At 53.7% G+C, this 18,026-nt stretch carries 16 protein-coding genes; 8 read left to right on the forward strand and 8 right to left on the reverse strand.

The window, feature by feature from the left end:
- Nucleotides 1-100 precede the first annotated feature (100 nt).
- From FD744_RS00100 to FD744_RS00130, 7 genes are all read left to right on the forward strand, one after another.
- Complete coding sequence (locus FD744_RS00100; RefSeq protein ID WP_160866811.1) at nt 101-1,000, forward strand: LysR family transcriptional regulator; 900 nt, start codon at nt 101-103, stop codon at nt 998-1,000.
- A gap of 648 nt (nt 1,001-1,648) precedes the next feature.
- Nucleotides 1,649-2,347, forward strand: a complete 699-nt coding sequence (locus FD744_RS25470; RefSeq protein ID WP_237449301.1) for a LuxR family transcriptional regulator — start codon at nt 1,649-1,651, stop codon at nt 2,345-2,347.
- Nucleotides 2,348-2,365: 18 nt separating this feature from the next.
- Nucleotides 2,366-2,908 (forward strand): fimbrial protein, encoded by a 543-nt coding sequence (locus tag FD744_RS00110; protein WP_160866812.1) that lies wholly within the window; start codon nt 2,366-2,368, stop codon nt 2,906-2,908.
- Nucleotides 2,909-2,968: 60 nt separating this feature from the next.
- Nucleotides 2,969-3,706, forward strand: a complete 738-nt coding sequence (locus FD744_RS00115) for a fimbria/pilus periplasmic chaperone (RefSeq protein WP_160866813.1) — start codon at nt 2,969-2,971, stop codon at nt 3,704-3,706.
- Entirely contained in the window at nt 3,678-6,242 is a 2,565-nt protein-coding gene (locus FD744_RS00120) for a fimbrial outer membrane usher protein (RefSeq protein ID WP_373424342.1), read from the forward strand. The genes FD744_RS00115 and FD744_RS00120 overlap by 29 nt, the downstream gene beginning before the upstream one ends.
- A gap of 36 nt (nt 6,243-6,278) precedes the next feature.
- On the forward strand, nt 6,279-7,565 hold the full coding sequence (gene stbD, locus FD744_RS00125) for a fimbrial usher protein StbD (protein WP_202403365.1): 1,287 nt from the start codon (nt 6,279-6,281) through the stop codon (nt 7,563-7,565).
- Nucleotides 7,531-8,250: a fimbrial assembly chaperone gene (locus FD744_RS00130; RefSeq protein WP_160866815.1), complete on the forward strand. Its 720-nt coding sequence runs from the start codon at nt 7,531-7,533 to the stop codon at nt 8,248-8,250. The genes stbD and FD744_RS00130 overlap by 35 nt, the downstream gene beginning before the upstream one ends.
- A gap of 43 nt (nt 8,251-8,293) precedes the next feature.
- On the opposite strand, the gene FD744_RS00135 is transcribed toward FD744_RS00130, so the two are convergent.
- From FD744_RS00135 to FD744_RS00150, 4 genes are all read right to left on the reverse strand, one after another.
- A complete protein-coding gene (locus tag FD744_RS00135) occupies nt 8,294-9,613 on the reverse strand; it encodes an MFS transporter (RefSeq protein ID WP_306439517.1) in 1,320 nt (439 codons plus the stop codon).
- 63 nt (nt 9,614-9,676) lie between these two features.
- The gene (locus FD744_RS00140) at nt 9,677-10,609 is read right to left on the reverse strand and encodes an SMP-30/gluconolactonase/LRE family protein (protein ID WP_160866817.1); all 933 of its coding nucleotides are present in this window, start codon (nt 10,607-10,609) and stop codon (nt 9,677-9,679) included.
- Nucleotides 10,606-11,556 carry a hydroxyacid dehydrogenase gene (locus FD744_RS00145; RefSeq protein WP_160866818.1) on the reverse strand — a complete coding sequence of 317 codons (951 nt, stop codon included), beginning with the start codon at nt 11,554-11,556 and terminating at the stop codon, nt 10,606-10,608. The genes FD744_RS00140 and FD744_RS00145 overlap by 4 nt, the downstream gene beginning before the upstream one ends.
- Nucleotides 11,556-12,248 carry an RraA family protein gene (locus FD744_RS00150; RefSeq protein ID WP_160866819.1) on the reverse strand — a complete coding sequence of 231 codons (693 nt, stop codon included), beginning with the start codon at nt 12,246-12,248 and terminating at the stop codon, nt 11,556-11,558. The genes FD744_RS00145 and FD744_RS00150 overlap by 1 nt, the downstream gene beginning before the upstream one ends.
- Nucleotides 12,249-12,416: 168 nt before the next feature.
- On the opposite strand from FD744_RS00150, the gene FD744_RS00155 reads away from it, so the two are divergent.
- Nucleotides 12,417-13,148: an IclR family transcriptional regulator gene (locus FD744_RS00155; RefSeq protein WP_034822708.1), complete on the forward strand. Its 732-nt coding sequence runs from the start codon at nt 12,417-12,419 to the stop codon at nt 13,146-13,148.
- A 63-nt stretch (nt 13,149-13,211) separates the two neighbouring features.
- Here FD744_RS00155 and FD744_RS00160 read toward each other — a convergent pair whose 3' ends face one another.
- The 4 genes from FD744_RS00160 to FD744_RS00175 all read right to left on the reverse strand — a co-directional run bounded on the left by FD744_RS00160 (nt 13,212) and on the right by FD744_RS00175 (nt 18,024).
- Nucleotides 13,212-14,552 carry an MFS transporter gene (locus FD744_RS00160; RefSeq protein ID WP_160866820.1) on the reverse strand — a complete coding sequence of 447 codons (1,341 nt, stop codon included), beginning with the start codon at nt 14,550-14,552 and terminating at the stop codon, nt 13,212-13,214.
- 257 nt (nt 14,553-14,809) lie between these two features.
- Nucleotides 14,810-16,138, reverse strand: coding sequence for a M20 family metallopeptidase (locus FD744_RS00165; protein ID WP_160866821.1), 1,329 nt, complete (start codon nt 16,136-16,138; stop codon nt 14,810-14,812).
- 3 nt (nt 16,139-16,141) lie between these two features.
- On the reverse strand, nt 16,142-17,086 hold the full coding sequence (locus tag FD744_RS00170; RefSeq protein WP_160866822.1) for an ABC transporter permease: 945 nt from the start codon (nt 17,084-17,086) through the stop codon (nt 16,142-16,144).
- On the reverse strand, nt 17,083-18,024 hold the full coding sequence (locus tag FD744_RS00175) for an ABC transporter permease (protein ID WP_160866823.1): 942 nt from the start codon (nt 18,022-18,024) through the stop codon (nt 17,083-17,085). The genes FD744_RS00170 and FD744_RS00175 overlap by 4 nt, the downstream gene beginning before the upstream one ends.
- Nucleotides 18,025-18,026 lie beyond the last annotated feature (2 nt).

Consider the following 18,026-nt stretch of genomic DNA (forward strand, 5'->3'; position numbering starts at 1 on the left):
CAAAAATGATTTGTTAATTTTGTTTTTATTGGCCTTTCATTTACTTTTCTTATTAATATTCTGTTAATCGTTGTTTTACATAAAGTTAACAAAAAGCAAAATGAAAATGACTATCAAGCAGTTACGCGCGTTCTTAGCGGTCGCTCACACTTTGAGTTTTGCCCAGGCCAGCGAACGTCTGGCGATTTCGCAACCGGCGCTGAGCCTGGCGATCAGCGGATTAGAAGAAGCGTTGGGCGGACCGTTGTTTATGCGCACCACCCGCCACGTATCACTGACGCCGGAAGGCGAGATCTTTTTTCCGATGGCGCGACGGCTGCTGGCGGATTGGGAAAATGCCGAAGAGGCGATGCATCTGCGTTTTACGCTGCAACTGGGGAAAGTGTCGATTGCCGCCATGCCCTCTTTTGCTGGCAACTTGCTGCCTGCGGTGCTGAAGGCTTTTCGTCAGCGCTATCCAGGCGTCAATATCGCGGTGCATGACGTGATCAATGAAACCGTGCTGGAGATGGTGCAGGAGGGGCGCGTGGAGATGGGTGTCGCCTTTGAACCCGAACTGGCCGATGCGCTGCACTTCACCCCGCTGGGTAGCGACCGCTTTGTTGCCGTGGTGCCCGCTGATAGCCCGTTAGCGGATAAGCCACAGCTGAGCTGGCGAGAACTGCTGCATCTGGATTTCATTACCTTGCAGCGTCCATCAGCGGTGCGTCTGCTGCTTGAGCAGTCACTGGCACAGGCCGGCAGAAGACTCGACGTCGCTTACGAAAGTCATCAATTGGTCACCGTGGGCAAAATGGTCGCCAGCGGTTTGGGAGCCAGCGCGGTGCCTGCTCTTTGTATTCAGCAGATGCGAGAACTCGGCGCGGTATGCGTGCCGCTGGTCTCGCCGCAGATTGAGCGGCGAGTGGGCATTTTGCGATTGAAACAGCACCAGCTCTCCCATGCTGCCGCCGCACTGGCACAAACCATGAGTGACGAATGTCGCTGGCCCGACTCATAATTCAGCGTTAATTCACAACGTAACCTCAACCAGACAATATTTGTCGCCTGGTCTTCCTAAATGCACAGTCGTTTTTTATCAATTAAATAAACACCAGACATTAACAATTGATTTAGCCGAATAAAATATTCCGTAGATAAATCATAGCCAGTAAGCTGAACCCTCATCCGCTTTGATTAAGCGTACTAATCAAAGCGGTCACAAGATTGCTAATGATATGTAAAAATCTTCTCCGCGCGGACATTTTAAGATCAAATCCACCCTGCATTAGGTGTAAGAATAATCCTAAGAGAAATAAATATCCCCTTCCGTAAGGTGAACTTCATTACTCAATTACCTCGCCGCATCACAACCCACAGACCAGAGGCAGTTTTCATTACATCAAATAAAAATTAAAAATCCTGGAATCTCACTTTTCACACCAAAGATAATCAGGCTCAACACTGACGAACATTCAATTATTTAGCAATTAATGCTATCTAAATTTTGATCCCAAAAGCCGATTTTCACCATTAATCCTGGGGGATTTAGAAAGTTCTTAACTCTATAGGGGTATGAAACGATGACGATCATGCCAAGTTGAGAAAAGACAATGGAATTTTAAAAATCACCATCCCGTACAACCTAAGACTTTTCTGAGGGTAAGAAATGACTGATTTTCTTAACTCGTTGAATAAAAACAATTATCCTGCCAGGATATCCGCAGCTCTTACAGGAGCGGATGAGTTTGTTATGAAAAATACCACACGAGAGGACTTACGCTGTGCCAGTTGCAAATATGGCTGCCAGCTGACGAACCGAAACAACGACATTCTTAATCGCTGTCCAATACAAAAAATTGCGATTTGGCCGGGGAACAATCATTTCCTGATTAAAGGTGTACTTTCATTAGTCGCTGGCCGCTATGAAAGTGTGTTTTGCCGGGGATGTATATTCGTTGATTTTTCGCGAGAAAACTTACGTTATCTCACCAATAAAAACTGGATTGATTATCTGAAATCCACCGGGCTGACGATCGTTTTGGTCTCCGATCGACCGCTGGCCGCTCTGGCTGCACACTGGATAAAGAGAGAGGGAATCCACTCCGTTATTTATTGTGAAGACCGGTTAGAGGATATCAAGAAGGTGATTAACAGTACCTATTATGGTTTAAAAGGAGGCGCAACAAGGAGAGTTAATGCACTGTCGAATGAGGAAGTAACCTTTCTGGATTTAGCCTTAAAAGGGAATTCACTTTCTGCCATTTCGATAGCAATGAACCATGAGATGAAAAAAATTTACAACATCAAAGATTCGATTCGACGAAAGACCGGTACCAGCCTTAATCAGCTGATCTCGGGTCACTAAGTAAAAGGATTACACGAAATGACGCAAACACATAAAACACTGCTTTCACTGGTTATCACCGGTGCCCTTTTCTCGACTTCTGCCGTTGCAGCGTCCGATAACACCATTAATTTCCAGGGTGAAGTGGCTGATGAAACCTGTTCCATCTCGGTGAATGGCAATGCGGCCTCACCGGTGGTGCTGATGCCAACTGTGAGTAAATCCGATCTGGCTGCCAGCGGTGATGTCGCCGGACAAACCGCCTTTACCGTAGGTTTGACCGGTTGTACCGGCAACTCAGCTTCCTCAACAAAAATTTCAACGGTATTTGTCGGCAATAACGTGACGGCCAATGGCAACCTGACGAACACCGGCACCGCAAAAAATGTGGAGGTCCAACTGGTGGACAGTAAAGACGCGGTGATTAACCTGACGGGCGGCTATACCGGTGATGGCGACCTGACGCTTGCCGCCGATGAGACCGAATCCTCGGCCACTTATAACGCGCAATATTATGCCAATGGTGTCGCCGCTGCCGGAACCGTGGCTGCTTCATTACAATACGCGGTGACTTACCAGTAATAATTAATCAGCGTACGTTCGGATATCCGGGCGTGCGCTGCATGCCATGAGATTGTCTGTATGTATTTACGCAATGCCCTGGGCGCGTTATTTATCAGCGTGATGTCAGCCTCGGCAGCAGCAAGCGTCACGCTGCTGGGCAGTCGGATCATTTATCCGGCACCGGTCAGCTCCATCAATATTCAATTTAAAAACGACGATAGCATTCCCTATGTTATTCAGACCTGGTTTGATGATGGTGATATGGATGCCAAACCACAGCAGATTAATCGCGTGCCCTTTATCACTACGCCGCCGGTGTTTCGTATTCAGCCGAAATCAGGGCAGGTCGCGCGTATTGTCGTCAGCCAGCCAGACAAACTGCCTCAGGATCGAGAGTCCGTTTACTGGTTTAACATGCTGCAAATTCCGCCCGCATCACAGGCTGCCGCCGATAAGAATGCCATGACGGTCATGCTGCGCAATCGGGTGAAATTGTTTTATCGCCCGGCGGCAATAGGCAAACCGGGCAATATTTTATCGGGTATTAAAGTCCGCACTCTAATCGATCCCCAAAAAGGCAGCGGATTACAGATCGATAATGCGCAGCCCTGGCATGCTTCATTCGTCGCTATTTCCCTGCGTATCGCGGGAAAAAATTTTGAGTGTGAACCTGTAATGGTTGCCCCGTTCTCTATGCATACCTGCTGGTTCAGTCATACCAAACAACGCTTACAGGGTGTAGGCAGCGTCAGACTCGACGCGATTAACGATCAGGGAGCCAGAATAAGTGAAAATTACCCCATCAACTCCCAATGAATTGAAATTCCCCTTATTCTTTCTGACCGTTTCATTCTATTTCTCAACAGCCGTGCACAGTGAAGAATATTATTTCGATCCGTCGCTGTTTAAAGGCTCAGCCTTCGGTCAGAACATCGCGCAATTCAACCAAAGCGAGTTGCCCGCGGGGCATTATCTGGTCGATGTTTATGTCAATAATGCCCTCTTGTCATCCAGCGTGAAGCTGGAATTTTTGCCCCCGGCACAAGGAAAAGAGGTCGAGCCATGCTTGCCCTTTTCGCTGGTGAAAATGTTGCCGTTAAAAAAGGTTCCAGCAGAGCCAATCGATCGCGAGTGCGCCCCGCTTGCTGACTGGACGCCACAAGGGAGCTGGGCTTTTGATGCCGCCGCGTTACGCCTGAATATCACGCTGCCCCTGTCAGCGCTTAAGCGCACGCCGCGTGGTTATATTCCGCCCGAACAGTGGGATGGCGGGATGACCGCGTTATTCCTGCGCCACAACACCAATTACACCTGGACGGAAAACAGCGCGGCCGCCTACCGCTATCAATATCTGTGGAGCGGGATCACCGCAGGCACCAATGTCGCCAACTGGCAGCTGCGTCATCAGGGCAATCTTCGCTATCTCAGCAGCAGTGTGGGTGGCAGCAGCTATCGCTACAACAAGGTACGAACCTGGGTGCAACGGCCACTGACGTCGATCAATAGCCAGCTTTCCCTTGGCGATAGCTACACAGACAGCTCGCTGTTTGGCAGCCTGCCGTTTAATGGCGTAAAACTCGCCACTGACGAACGTATGTGGCCGCAAGGCAGACGCGGTTATGCCCCTGAAATTCGAGGCATCGCCTCATCTAACGCCCGTGTGATTGTAAAACAGTTGAACAAGGTGATCTATGAAACCGTGGTGCCGCCTGGCCCGTTTATCATTGATGATTTGAACAACACCCGCAGTCAGGGAGATTTTGAAGTAGAGGTGATTGAAGCCAACGGTAAAATCGCTACCTTCACGGTGCCCTACTCCTCGGTTCCTGATTCGGTGCGTCCGGGCAACTGGCATTACTCGCTGGCGCTGGGTCGTGTGCGCCAATATTACGCTGTGAATAACGCTTTTTTTGAGGGCGTGATGCAGCGCGGCGTCAGTAATAGTTTGACGGCAACCGTCGGTTCACGGCTGGCGGAAGATTACCAGGCGTGGCTTCTGGGAGGTGTCTGGGCAACCGGAATCGGTGCGATGGGTCTGAACACCACGTTTTCCCAGGCTAAGGCCGAAAATGACCAGCGCACCTCCGGCTGGCGTGCCGAGTTGAGTTATAGCAAAACCTTTCAAACTGGCACCAACCTGGTGCTGGCCGCTTATCGATATTCGACTCGTGGATTTCGCGACCTTCAGGATGTTTTAGGGGTTCGACGCCAGCAACAAGCGGACATCAACTACTACTCAGACTCGCTCAACCAGCGTAATCGCTTATCGGCGACACTCAGCCAGTCAATGGATGCGTATGGCCTGGTCAGTTTAAGCGCCAGCACCGCCGATTATTACAACAACCAGTCACGCATCACCCAGTTGCAGTTCGGCTATAGCAACAGCTGGCGCAATATCAGTTACGGTATCAATGTGGCGCGTCAACGCACCTGGTGGAATACCCAGCAATTTAACCTGAGCGTCAACGACAACCTCGACAGCAGCCGCCAGCAGCGATACAGCGAAAATACCCTTTCAGTGAATATTTCAGTACCGCTTAACTGGGGTGCGGGTCTTTCATCTGTGGCCTACAACTACAACCAGTCAAAACAGAGCCAGTCTTCGATGGCGACACTAACAGGTTCGGCAGGCGAACAGCGCGATTTCTCCTATTCGCTCTACGGAGGAACTGAGCATTACCGCAATGGCGTCAACGGAGAAGCGAGCTCCTTTGGGGGCAACCTGCAGCAAAACACCCGTTTTGGCGCAGTCCGCGCCAACTACGGCCAGGGAGATCACTATCGGCAGGTCGGTTTAGGTACGTCTGGCACTTTACTGCTGCATCGTGGCGGTCTCACTGCGGGGCCTTACACCAGCGATACGTTCGCGTTGATCCATGCCGAGGGCGCCCAAGGTGCAGCGGTACAAAACGGACAAGGAGCCGTCATTGACTACAACGGTTATGCGCTGCTGCCCTCGCTCACCCCTTATCGTGAAAACACGGTCAGCCTCGATACGTTGCACATGCGCGCCGATGCTGAGTTAAACGGCGGAAGCCAGCGTGTGGTTCCTTATGCCGGTGCCGTGAGTCAGGTGAGTTTTGCCACCTTACGCGGCACCGCGGTGTTGATTTCACTGAATACCACCGAGGGGATGGCACCGCCGATGGGCGCCGAAGTGCGTGATGCCTCCAACACTGTGATTGGTGTTGTCGGTCAGGGAAACCAGCTTTACGCACGCGTTCCGCATGACTCCGGCAGTCTGCAAATCAGCTGGGATGGCAAAACCCAACGCTGCGCCGTCAATTATCAAATCACCGGAAAGACGCAACAGGCGCTTATCCTCCTCAATGGTATTTGCAGGACGCTATAACTCGTGAAAATTAAATATCTCCTCGTTGTGCTGCTGATGCTGCCGCTGACGTTATGGGCAAACTGCATCAAAGTCACCAGCACCTCATCGCTTTCAGCCGCCGCTCTGGCAGCCGGCTATACCGCATCGTCCTGGACGGGTGCCTGTGATACCTGTTCAGGCAACCTGGGTTTGCCATCGGTGATCAGCATCAACAGCGGCACATCCTTTCAGCCCGCAGGCTCTTTGCTGGCCAGTTCAGTCGGTTCGTTTCTCACCTCCGCCAGCAACACCGCTTACAGCCCGAATCAGATCCTCTACCGCTGTGCGGTGGCAGATGCGGGCAGTTTGTATGAGATGTACGCCACCAACGGTGACAGCGCCTATGCTGGCATGTATGCCAGCAGCGAGGTTAGCGGCGCTTATTACGATGTGGCGAAAAACGTGGCAGTGCGCATGACCAATCTGACCACCGGTGAGTATTACAGCCGCTACTGGAAGTCACGCCAGTTTACCGCCGACAGTTGGTACTCTGACGGCACCTACCTTTATATTCCGGCCAGCGCGTTTAGCAACGTGCTGTACGAGATGTTCAAAATCAGTTCAACCAGCTATTACGCCAATGGCGATAACCGCTATAGCGATCTTTGGACGCAGCCGCGCGGCTATACTGCTTTTAAAGGCCCAGGTCTGGACACCAACAGTCTGGCAGTAGGCCAGGACAGCGCCAGCTATTGGTACGGGTTTTACGGCAACTGGCCCGCCGCCTGGAGTACGTATCGCAACGTGACCTATGTGCGGGGCGCGTTGTGTGAAGTCCAGAACTACCCCTCTGTGGTGCTGCTGCCAACCATCAGCGTGAACGCGCTCAAAGCAGGCGGTAGCAGTCAGGTACCGTTTTCGATCTCGCTGCAGTGCGAATCGGGCGCGCGGTCCAGCACCAGCACATCCACCAGCACTGCCGCCAATGTCGCGATGGGCTTGCTGGTGAATCAGCCCAATGCGGTGTCACAGGCGACACAGTTGGGTTTGACCACCAGCGGCGGCGGATTGACCTGGCTGCTGGATAATCAATATGGCAGCAGCGGCGTGGCCTCGGGTGTGGGCATCAAAATTTATAACGCCAGTGGTTCTGCCATTAACTTATTACCTAACCTCGCCAGCACCGGCACCGGGAATACGCGCGGCTGGTATGCCTATACGGATCTCACCTCGCTGGTCTCTTCCGGTAGCAGCAATATTTACAGCGGTGATTTTTTGGCTTCGCTCGAAGCCATAAGTGGACAAACAGTAACAGCAGGGACAGTCAATGCGCAGTTGCAAGTGGTGGTCAGTTTTCAGTAACACATTGGCATTGAGCAGCCTGTTATTCGCTGCTCACGCCATGGCCGTGGTGAATGTGGATAGAACACGCCTCGTTTTCAATGCCGGTGAAAGCAGCCAGACTCTGAACCTCAAAAATGGCGCGGAATCCCCATCTGTGGTGCAAATCTGGAGCGATGACGGTGATTTGATGCAGTCCCCGGAATTGAGCAGTGCACCCATTTTTGCCATGCCGCCGATGATGAAACTCGCACCTGATGAGCAGCGTGCAATTCGTCTGGTGCTCACCTCACGCCAGTCGTTGCCGGAGGATCGTGAGAGCCTTTACTGGCTGAATATTTATCAGATTCCCGCGCTGAGCAGGCAAACAGGCAGCGCCGAACAAAAAATCCTGTTGCCGTTGCGATTGCGGCTTAAGGTTTTTATCCGACCGGCGGCGCTGGGCGTGCCTCAGCCTGAAGATGTGCAGAAGCTGCGTTTTATCGTGCACGAACGCCAGCTAACACTAGAGAATCCAACGGCGTGGTATATGAGCTTAAGATTACAGATGGCCAATAAGCTTAAAGTGGATGATGTGCTGGTGGCGCCGTTTGGTTCGGTCACTCTCCCAATAGCGCAACCGGTTCAGGTGGGTGAGAGCGTGACTTATGAGGTGTTTGACGACAACGGTAACCCGGTGGGATATCAGAGCCATACCGGCACCTAAGTTACCTTGCCGCGCCCTGATGGGTGCGGCAATCTTGTGTCATTCATGAGGCGTTTTTGTAAGGATCGCGAACCTGAGCCACCGCCAGTGCGCCGAATAGCAATATTGCCGATACTGCTAACAGTGCCCACATAAAGCCGCCTGACATCTGTTTAACGTATCCAATCAGTGAAGGGCCAAAGAAACCGCCCAGATTGCCCACTGAAACAATCACGGCCAACCCAGCCGCTGCGGCATTGCCGGTTAGAAAACCCGATGGCAGCGCCCAAAACGATGCCTGAAAGGCCAGGATGCCGCTGACAGTGATGCAAAGTGCCAGCATTTTTAGCACCGGCTCTGACACCACCGCGCTGCAAGATAACGCAATGGCAGCCATCACTAATGCTCCACTGATCCAACGAATGCGATGTGGTGAAAGGTTTGCTCTTCGTGCCCAGAACAACATACTGAGTGCCCCGCAAACATACGGTAAAGCAGTGAGAAAACCCGTCGCTGTGTGACTGACGCCCATCTGTTCGATGATCTGTGGCATCCACAAGCCGACACCAATCGAACCGACTATCCCACAAAAATTGATCAATGCCAGCAGCCACAGCAGCGGATTAAGCATCGCGTGCCGCATGCTGTCGCCATGTTTGGCGGCGATGCGCTGTTGTTCTTCATCCAATCTGCGTTGCAACAGGCTTTTTTCATCGTCAGTCAGCCATTTCGCCTTAGCCGGTTTATCGTCGAGGAAGAACAAACACGCGATGCCAAGCAACACGGCTGGCACGCCCTCAATCAAGAGCAACCACTGCCAGTTACGGATGTGTTCATGGCTGGTGATCTGCATCAGCGCCCCCGAAATAGGGGCACCGATGATGTTTGCCACCGGGATGCCCACCAAAAACGCAGCAGTGATTTTTGCTCGCCAGGTGCCGGGAAACCAGTAAGTGAAAAACAGATAGATGCCTGGCGTAAAGCCTGCTTCAGCCATGCCGAGACAAAAACGCGCGACGGCAAAGCTGATCGGCCCCGTCACGAACGCCGTCGCCATCGAAATCAATCCCCATGAAATCATGATGCGCGCAATCCAGATGCGTGCCCCGGTTTTCTGCATAATCAAATTACTGGGGATCTCAAACAGGAAATAACCGATAAAGAACATCCCTGCGCCAAAACCAAACTGCTCCGCCGTTATCCCTAGATCGGCATTCATACCCAGCGCGGCAAAGCTGACATTGGTCCTGTCCAGATAACTGATCACGTAACAGATAAAGATGAAAGGCAGGATTCGCCTGAATGCTTTAGCCGCCGCGTGTTCGCTGCGATCCAACTCTTGAGGATTCAAGGTGTTCTCAGGCGCAGCGGGCGCGCCTGGCATGGCGTCAGGTAAGGTATGCAGGGTCATGCGATGCTCCATGGTGCTCTGTGGCACCTGTTGTTGTTAGCTTGCTGGAGTGGAACGAGCTGACAGCGCGGCACCGGGAACAGCCATGTCGCAGGTCAGGATTGAGCCAGTGACCGACTCGGTGATAAACAGTCGCCGGCGCTCGGCTCCGCCATAACAGACATTGGTGGTTGAGCGACCCGCTGGGCTGATAATGATTTGGATGGGTTCCGCCATCGCATTCAATAACCACAGACGGCCTAATCCGGGATTGGCAATCAGCAATTCGCCTTCGGTGTTGATGGCGAGTCCATCGGGTCCGCTTGGGCCGTGTGAAGTGAAAAACTGCCCGACCTTACTCACCGAACCGTCCTTTTGCAGCGGTACGCGCCAGATACAATTTCCGCGCGTCATCGCTACATACAGCAGACTCTCATCCGGCGATAGCACCAGCCCGTTTGGGCTAGGGCAATTATCCAGCAACAAATCGAGACGCCCATCCACCGATAAGCGGTATACGCGTCCCGTCGGATCGTGCAAACCCGTTTGCCCCTGATCGGTGAAATAGAGATTGCCCTGACGGTCAAACGTCAGATCGTTGACGCCTTTAAAACTCTCACTGTTGCGACGCGTTAGCCATGGCGTGACGCTTCGGTCCTTAAGGGAGAGTTTCATCAAGCCGTTTTGGTAATCGGTGATCAGCAACGTGTCCTCATCCAGCAACTTCATGCCGTTGGGCTCGCCCTGATACTGAACGATCAACTCCCACTCGCCCTGCCTATCCACCCGAAAGATTCTGCCGTATGGGATATCGGTGACGTAAAGGCAGCCAGAAGGATGCCAGACAGGCCCTTCCAGGAAGGAGTCAACAGCCTGACCACCGCGATTGGCGGCTGACCAGGCATTCGCCGGATCGGGTTTTCTGAATCGGTCGGGCAAGCGGCTGAACACCTCGGCCTGGCGGATTTCCGGTTGAGTCAGACTGATCATGGGGACACACCCTCTTCCAGCGGCGTATCTGCCAGCGTCTGCAAAATATTCTGTGCCGCCACCGTTCCCATGCGGATGTACGAAGCATCACTCACGCCACCAATATGCGGAGAAAGGATCACGTTACTGATGCCCTGCCAGCGATGCGGCGCGGTCAGCGGCTCAGTGCTGAAACTGTCCAATGCTGCCCAATGTAACTTGCCGGATTGCAGCGCATCAGCGAGTGCCGCCTCGTTGATTAACCCGCCGCGCGCGGTGTTAACCAGAATTGCGCCGGGCTTGCAGTTCGCCAGCGTGTCGGCATTGATCATTTCACGATTGGACTCTGTCAGTGGGCAGTGCAGCGACACCACATCAGCCTGTGCCAGCAGTGATTCAAGGCTATTAACCGATTCACAGGCCGGTGGTAATTCACGCGCGAAAGGATCATAAGCCACGACCCGCATGCCCAATGCATTTCCGATCCGAGCGACGCGACTGCCGATCGCACCTAAGCCAATTAACCCTAATACACGTCCTTCCAGCTCAATCGATTTGTGTGTCGATTTATCCCAGAATCCTGCACGCAGGCGCGCATCGAGCGGCAACACTGATTTGGCGCAGGTCAATATCATTGCCCAGGTATGTTCCGCCACAGCCGCGGCATTAGCTCCCGGTGCAGAACAGACACGAATCTGGCGTGCGGCGGCGGCTTGCTGGTCAATGACATCAATACCACTGCCGTGTTTGGAGATAACCCGCAAGGCCGGTGCGGCATCCATCACGGCGGCGTTGATTTTGCCGTAACGCACCAGAATCCCCACCGGATTGTGCTGGTGGCACAGGTCAATCAACTGCGTCTCAGTGGGTTGTTTTCCCGCAAAGACCAACTCAAACTCACGAAGTATGGCTACCGCGTCGGCAGCCAGATCGCTGCCGGTAATCAGAATGACAGGGGCTTTAGCCATCACAGTGTCTCCCCTTCTGCCAGCATACCTGCCTGGCGCAGTGCGTTCTCAAGCCATGGCGCGCGCGTATCGCCAGCTCGGATAGCGGCAATGCGCTGGGTTTCGCCGTCCAGTTTTTTCTTCGCTAAGGCAATGATGGCCTGTACTTCATTACGCGGTATCACCACCACGCCATCAACATCACCCACCACCAAATCACCGGCCTGAATCTGAGCTCCGGCAATGGAAATAGGATGATTAACGCGCCCCGGAATCAGTTTGGTGGGGCCACAAGGATTCAATCCCGCAGCAAACACCGGATATGACTGCTTGCTCAGCATATCGGCATCTCGCACTGCGCCATCAATGATGATGCCCGCGATGCCGGAAGCCTCTGCCTGGGTCGCCATAATCTCCCCCAGCAACGCGCAACTGAGGTCGCCCTTGCCATCCACCACAATCACATCGCCCGGTTGGGCAATCGCCAGTGCAGCATGAATGGCCAGATTGTCACCCGGACGTACCTCAACGGTGATGGCTGGACCCGCCACTTTCATCTCTGGTGAAAGCGGTTTGATTCTGCCGTGCAGCGTACCGCGACGACCGGCAACATCAGCCAGGATCGCCGCCTGATACTCAGCCGCTTGTTGCACTTCTTCCGGGGTCACGCGGCTGATATTTCGTTGGATCATTGCAGTAGTGTGAATGCTCATCTCTTCCTCGCTTTGTTTTACTCTGTAAAACATGTGTGTACAATATAAAACAACTATAGCCAGGGCGAGGCAGATTTAGCCATAGCCTTAACGGCGTTTGTGACGTAAACACGAGGTGACTCACAAAAATTCAGGTACACTCGTTGTCGTTCAAAACAGGAGGAATGCATGGGAAATGAAGGCGTTATTGCGGTGGAGAAGGCGCTAGCGCTACTGGACTGTTTCCGTCCAGGCGACGATAGCCTGACGCTGACTGCGTTGTCGCAGGCGTCGGGTTACCACAAAACCACGGTTTATCGCCTGATGAATTCTCTCGAACGAATGAACTACGTGGTGCGCCATGAAAATGGGAGCTATGGACTGGGACCACGCTTGCTGTATCTGGGCAAGTTGTATGAGCAATCTTTTCATCTGGCCAGCGTGGTACAGCCCGAGCTGCAACAACTGGCGCTGGCTACCCATGAGAGTGCTAGTTGGTATGTGATTGAAGGCGGCCAGCGCATGTGCTTATTCCGCGCCGAGGCTTCGGAAGGATTACGACACAGCCGTTTGCCCGGCACGATTTTCCCGCTCGATCAGTCTGCGATTAGTCAGGTGCTGCGCTTCTGGGGGCTCAATGAAGCCCTGTTTGATAAGCATCCACGCCTGCCGTTATATACCTCAGGCGCACGTGATCCGCACACCGCCGCCTTCGCGATGCCGGTATTTGGCGTGAACGATAAATTGATTGCTGCCTTAGCGTTAACCGGCCCGGCCTCGCGCCTGGTGGAATCGCGCCGTGATGATGGCCTGACGCAGCAAATGAGCCAGAGTGCCGCACGACTCTCTTTAAAACTGGGTGCATCAAAGCCGTTTTGCAGTGCGCAATACGGTGAAGACGCACTGACAACCGATAACTGATCGTTGTGTCAGATAGCTTCCGGGCTCACCACAGTGTGCCCGGAAGTCTCACACTGAGTCAGTTCAGGATGAGTGACTCGACAAGCGACCTTCCGCCTTCTGGCCTTGCGAAAGATTACGCCCCATCAGCACTACTGCAATCCCCCCTGCCAGGCAAAGCGCAGCCAGAGGCAACAGTGCCAAAGTGTGACTACCGGTCTTTTCATCGATGATGCCGTAAGCATTGACCATCACCGCGCCACCAATCAGGTTGGCGATCGCCCCTATCGCCGCCAGCCCTGCCGCAGCGGATTGACTGTTCATCCAGCCCGCTGCCAGTGCCCAGAATGGCCCTTTCATGGAATAAGCGCCGACCAGAATCAGGCACATGATAATAATGGTTGCCGGTAACGAAAGGCTGACAAACGCGGCGAAAATCCCTCCAGCGATCATGAACAACGTTAATGCTGTGTGCCAGCGTCGTTCGCCTGTGCGGTCTGAGCTTCGTCCCCACACAATCATCAATATCGACGCCAAACCATAAGGAATCGCATTGAGCATTCCGGTGGTGAGATTATCAAGATGGAATGATTTCAGCAGTTGAGGTGACCAGACGCTGAGGGTGGTGCCAGCTGATGATGCGCCAGAATAGATCAGCGCCATCAGCCAGATATGCTTGTGCTTCAGTAATTGCCAGGTAGAGATATGACCGATGTTTTTTTGCTGCTGACGCTCGGCCTGCAGCGTGGATTCCAGCCACTGCTTCTGCTCACCGCTAAGCCAGCGCGCTTCGTGTGGGCGATTGCTCAGGACAAAATAGGCGGCAATACCGAGCAATACGGCAGGCAATCCTTCAATAATGAACAGCAGATGCCAGCCGCGCAGTCCCATCCATCCGTCGAGTGTGAGTATCAAGCCAGAAAGCGGTGAGCCGATAAAGTTCGCCAGCGGGATCGCCACCATAAACGAGGCAATAATACGCGCGCGATAACGCGCAGGGATCCACCAGGTCAGATACAACACCACGCCAGGGAAGAAGCCGGCTTCAGCCGCACCAAGTAAAAAACGCAGCACATATAAAGACGAAGAGGTTTCCACCAGTGCCATACACATTGAAACTATGCCCCAGCTGATCATGATGCGCGGGATCCACAAGCGCGCGCCGACCTTCTGCATCGCCAGATTACTGGGCACCTCAAACAGGAAATACGCCACGAAGTACAGACTGCTGGCGAAACCAAAGGCGGCCTTGCTCAGACCAAGATCCTCGTTCATCTGGAGAGCGGCCATGCCGATATTGCCGCGATCGATAATAGACACCAGATAGCTCACCACCAGGAACGGCAGGATGCGCCAGATCACGCGACGCATGGTTTCGCGTTCCAGCGCCGAGACCGCCGTCTGTTTCAGGGTTTGTTCAGTCATTCTTTCCTCGCAGGGTCTGATTATGGTTATCAGGAGAAGATGCTTTGTTTTATTGTGTAAAACCAGGTTGTACAATATAAACTATCAGAAACGCTGCGAAGCAAACTGTCCTGTGATTGGGGATGCGGAGCCAATCACAAAATCGCCAGTGACTGTAGATTGAATTGTGATCGAAGACAGGTCTTTAAAACGAAAAAACCTGCTTCGCTCCCTTAGGATGCTAAGCAGGTCATTAATACGGAGACGGGCGGAAAATACTATTGGCTTTCGGCTACACCACACCAGCGCACCAGCGTCAGCGCTATGGCTTTGGTGCAGGCCACCAAATCGGCAATAGCTACATGCTCATTTGGCTGGTGTGACATGGCAGGATCGCCCGGTCCAAAGTTGACGGTGGGCGTCTGTCCTAGTGTGCTTGGTAGACCAATGTCACTATGCGCACCAAATCCCGCCAGCTGCGGATTGAGCGCGGCATCATTGACGCCATGCTGAAAAGCCTCAACAAAAGGATGGTCCGCAGGAATCTCCGCGCAGTCCGCGTCCAGAATCCACTCCACTTTTGCCGGGTGCTTCGCCAGATAAGGATCGAGCGCACACACTTTGGCCACGTGCTCTTCAATTTCGCGTTTCACCTTGCCGCCCAATCCCATCTCATCTTTTTCGGCAGGGAGATATTGCACATCGATGACGATCTCCGCCCGACCGGCAATCGATGCTGGATGCTCGCCCACTTTCAATTGCGTAACGATGATCTGGTTCGGCATCTCCATCAGCGGATGATTTTTATCGGGCTGCGTTTGCCAGCGACGGTTGAGAACATCAAGCCCATCCAGCATCTGACGACACAGCATCACTGCATCGACCGGCCCGCTGCTGTCCCAGCTGTTAGGTGTGAGTTCGGCATGCCCGCCAATGCCATCAAGAATAATGCGAGCCCAGAGAATGCCGTGACAGATAGGTGAAATGCGGTTAGCTGTCGGCTCGGTCATAATACCGGCATCGGCTTTGAAGCCGCGATCCACCATCGCCAGTGAACCCATGCCACCAATCTCCTCATCCACCACCGTGGTGAAGACCACGTCTCCTGCGAGGCGTATACCGAGGTCCTGCAATAACTCCACCGCCATCAACATGCAGGCAACGCCACCTTTCATATCGACCGCACCACGCCCGTAGACTGCGTTGTTTTTGATCACCGGCAGGAAAGGGTCGCTGTGCCAGTGCTCCGCCGGACCCGGCGGAACCACATCAATATGCCCGGTGAGCATCAGTGATTTACCGGCGCCCGCGCCAACTAGCGTGCCTCCAAGATTCGGACGCCCCTCAAATGTGCGACCTTTATTCGCACCGGGACGTCCTTCATATTGGGCATACAAGGCCGGACCATCGGGATCCCATAAGTCGGTGGTCATACCCAATGCGATGAGGCGCTGCTGTAAGTAAAGCTGGCAGTCGCGCTCTCCCGGCCCAGCTTCACGCGGGTCAACTTTGACGATTGAGGGGAAAGCGATCAGGTCGCACAACGTCTGCGCGATGCGCTCGGCGCTGGCATCAACGTGTGCGCCAATTTTTTCAGTCAGGCTCATGAATTACCTCCGATAGATGAAAAGTCGTTGTGCCATTAACACGATGATCAATAACAAGCCCACCACACCGAGCTGCCAGACGCTGTTCAGTCCCAGCTGTAACATGCAGGTTTTAATGGTCACCAGCATCAGCGCCGCCGCCAATACCCCGACCACGCTGCCGCGCCCGCCGAAAATGGCGACACCGCCGAGCAACGCTGCAGTGAGCGATTCCAGTTCTAAGTTGACGCCGATTTCCGGTCGTGCGCTGCCTAACCAACTGAGTGAGATGAATCCGGCGCAGCCTGCTAACAGCCCACTCAGGCAGTAAACCAGCAGGCGCAGACGATCCACGGGTATGCCAACCAGACGTGTTGCATGCTCATTGAAACCACAGGCGTAAACCCATTTCCCCCATGCGCTTTTGCTCAGAATTAACCAGGCTATAAAAAAGGCAGGGATGACACAGGTCAGGAACGGCAGAGGAATCGCGAAGTTTGCCCCTCGGCCCCATTGCGTCAGTTCTACCGGAACGCCTGAGATAGCCGCACCACCGGTTAAAGCCAATGCCAGGCCAGAAAACAGGTAAAAACTGCCCAGCGTGACAATTAATGGCCATAACCGTAGTCGCGCCACCAGCAGGCCATTCAGTGCTCCGGCGGCGCTTCCGCTCAACATGCAAATCACAGGAAGCAGTGCCGGATTGATTCCCTGTTGCAGCGCCAGCATGCCGATAACAGCGGAGAGAGACACATTGCCCCCGACCGAGAGATCAATACCGCCACCGCCCGCCATGACCACCAGCGATTGGCCCAATGCCACCAGAGCAAGCAGCGTAGCGAACTGCAGGATTGAGGTGATGGACCATAAAGCCAACATCTGCGGCAGTGCGAAGACAATCCCGATGCCGAGTAGCAGCCACAATGCGACGAGTAAGGTGAGGTCAGGCGATTTATGCATGATTTTCATGCCATCCTCCTGAATGTCAGTACACGACCGCTGGCGGCCTCGCTGCTTAACACCAGCAGCAATACGGTGCCGGTGACGACCGTTTGCCATAAAGAGGGCACACCCACCAATAGCAAACCGTTCTGCAGAATGCGCAGCAGCAAAACGCCCAACAAGGTTCCGAGCAGACTGCATGAACCGCCAGTAATGCGCGTACCGCCCAGCACCACTGCCGCGATTGCCTCCAGTGCCAGGCTGCCGCCCACCGTCATTTCCACATTGCGATAAGTCGCGATATAGCAGGTGGCGGCTAAGCCACAAAGCACACCGCTAATCAGGAAAGTGGCGATGCGTACCTGGGTGACCGGGATGCCTGCCAGCCTGGCTTTCTCTTCTGAATTCCCCGCTGCCAGTAACCATAATCCATAAGGCGTATGGCGCAGTGCTAGCCAAACCAGCGCCCAGACCAGCATGATCATCCATGCCATAACCGGAACACCAAATAGCGTGTGCATTAGCCCACGGGTCAGATCATCGGGCAGTCCGGATAACCATTGCCCGCCGAGCAGCACAAACAAAGCCGTGCGCCAGACGCCAAACAATCCCAACGTACCCACAATCGCCGGGATGCGCCCAATTACCACCACCAGCGCGGTGAGCAGACCGGCAAGCAGGCCTATCAGCGGCCCCGCCAGCGCAGCCAGCCAGGGCAACTGCAGCATCAGCAGTTGCCCAACGCCCCATGCTGCAACCCCCATGACTACGCCCACAGACACATCCACCCCGCCCATGGCAATCACCAACGTCATCCCCAGCGCGATCAGCAACAGTTCGCTGCTATTGCGTAAGATGGTGAGCAGGTTGTCCGCGGTGGCAAACCATGGCGAAAACCAGGAGAAACAGCCAACAGCCAGCAAGGCGATCGCCAATAAGGCGATCTCCCGTGAAGTCATGTGCATGT

Source organism: Pantoea sp. Taur (assembly GCF_009830025.1).
GTDB lineage: Bacteria > Pseudomonadota > Gammaproteobacteria > Enterobacterales > Enterobacteriaceae > Pantoea > Pantoea communis.

Bases quoted from the DNA above. Each gene is read 5' to 3' on its own strand.
- FD744_RS00100 (WP_160866811.1), top strand. From the start codon at position 101: ATGAAAATGACTATCAAGCAGTTACGCGCGTTCTTAGCGGTCGCTCAC.
- FD744_RS25470 (WP_237449301.1), top strand. From the start codon at position 1,649: ATGACTGATTTTCTTAACTCGTTGAATAAAAACAATTATCCTGCCAGG.
- FD744_RS00110 (WP_160866812.1), top strand. From the start codon at position 2,366: ATGACGCAAACACATAAAACACTGCTTTCACTGGTTATCACCGGTGCC.
- FD744_RS00115 (WP_160866813.1), top strand. From the start codon at position 2,969: ATGTATTTACGCAATGCCCTGGGCGCGTTATTTATCAGCGTGATGTCA.
- stbD (WP_202403365.1), top strand. From the start codon at position 6,279: ATGCTGCCGCTGACGTTATGGGCAAACTGCATCAAAGTCACCAGCACC.
- FD744_RS00130 (WP_160866815.1), top strand. From the start codon at position 7,531: ATGCGCAGTTGCAAGTGGTGGTCAGTTTTCAGTAACACATTGGCATTG.
- FD744_RS00135 (WP_306439517.1), bottom strand. From the start codon at position 9,613: ATGCCAGGCGCGCCCGCTGCGCCTGAGAACACCTTGAATCCTCAAGAG.
- FD744_RS00140 (WP_160866817.1), bottom strand. From the start codon at position 10,609: ATGATCAGTCTGACTCAACCGGAAATCCGCCAGGCCGAGGTGTTCAGC.
- FD744_RS00145 (WP_160866818.1), bottom strand. From the start codon at position 11,556: ATGGCTAAAGCCCCTGTCATTCTGATTACCGGCAGCGATCTGGCTGCC.
- FD744_RS00150 (WP_160866819.1), bottom strand. From the start codon at position 12,248: ATGAGCATTCACACTACTGCAATGATCCAACGAAATATCAGCCGCGTG.
- FD744_RS00155 (WP_034822708.1), top strand. From the start codon at position 12,417: ATGGGAAATGAAGGCGTTATTGCGGTGGAGAAGGCGCTAGCGCTACTG.
- FD744_RS00160 (WP_160866820.1), bottom strand. From the start codon at position 14,552: ATGACTGAACAAACCCTGAAACAGACGGCGGTCTCGGCGCTGGAACGC.
- FD744_RS00165 (WP_160866821.1), bottom strand. From the start codon at position 16,138: ATGAGCCTGACTGAAAAAATTGGCGCACACGTTGATGCCAGCGCCGAG.
- FD744_RS00170 (WP_160866822.1), bottom strand. From the start codon at position 17,086: ATGAAAATCATGCATAAATCGCCTGACCTCACCTTACTCGTCGCATTG.
- FD744_RS00175 (WP_160866823.1), bottom strand. From the start codon at position 18,024: ATGCACATGACTTCACGGGAGATCGCCTTATTGGCGATCGCCTTGCTG.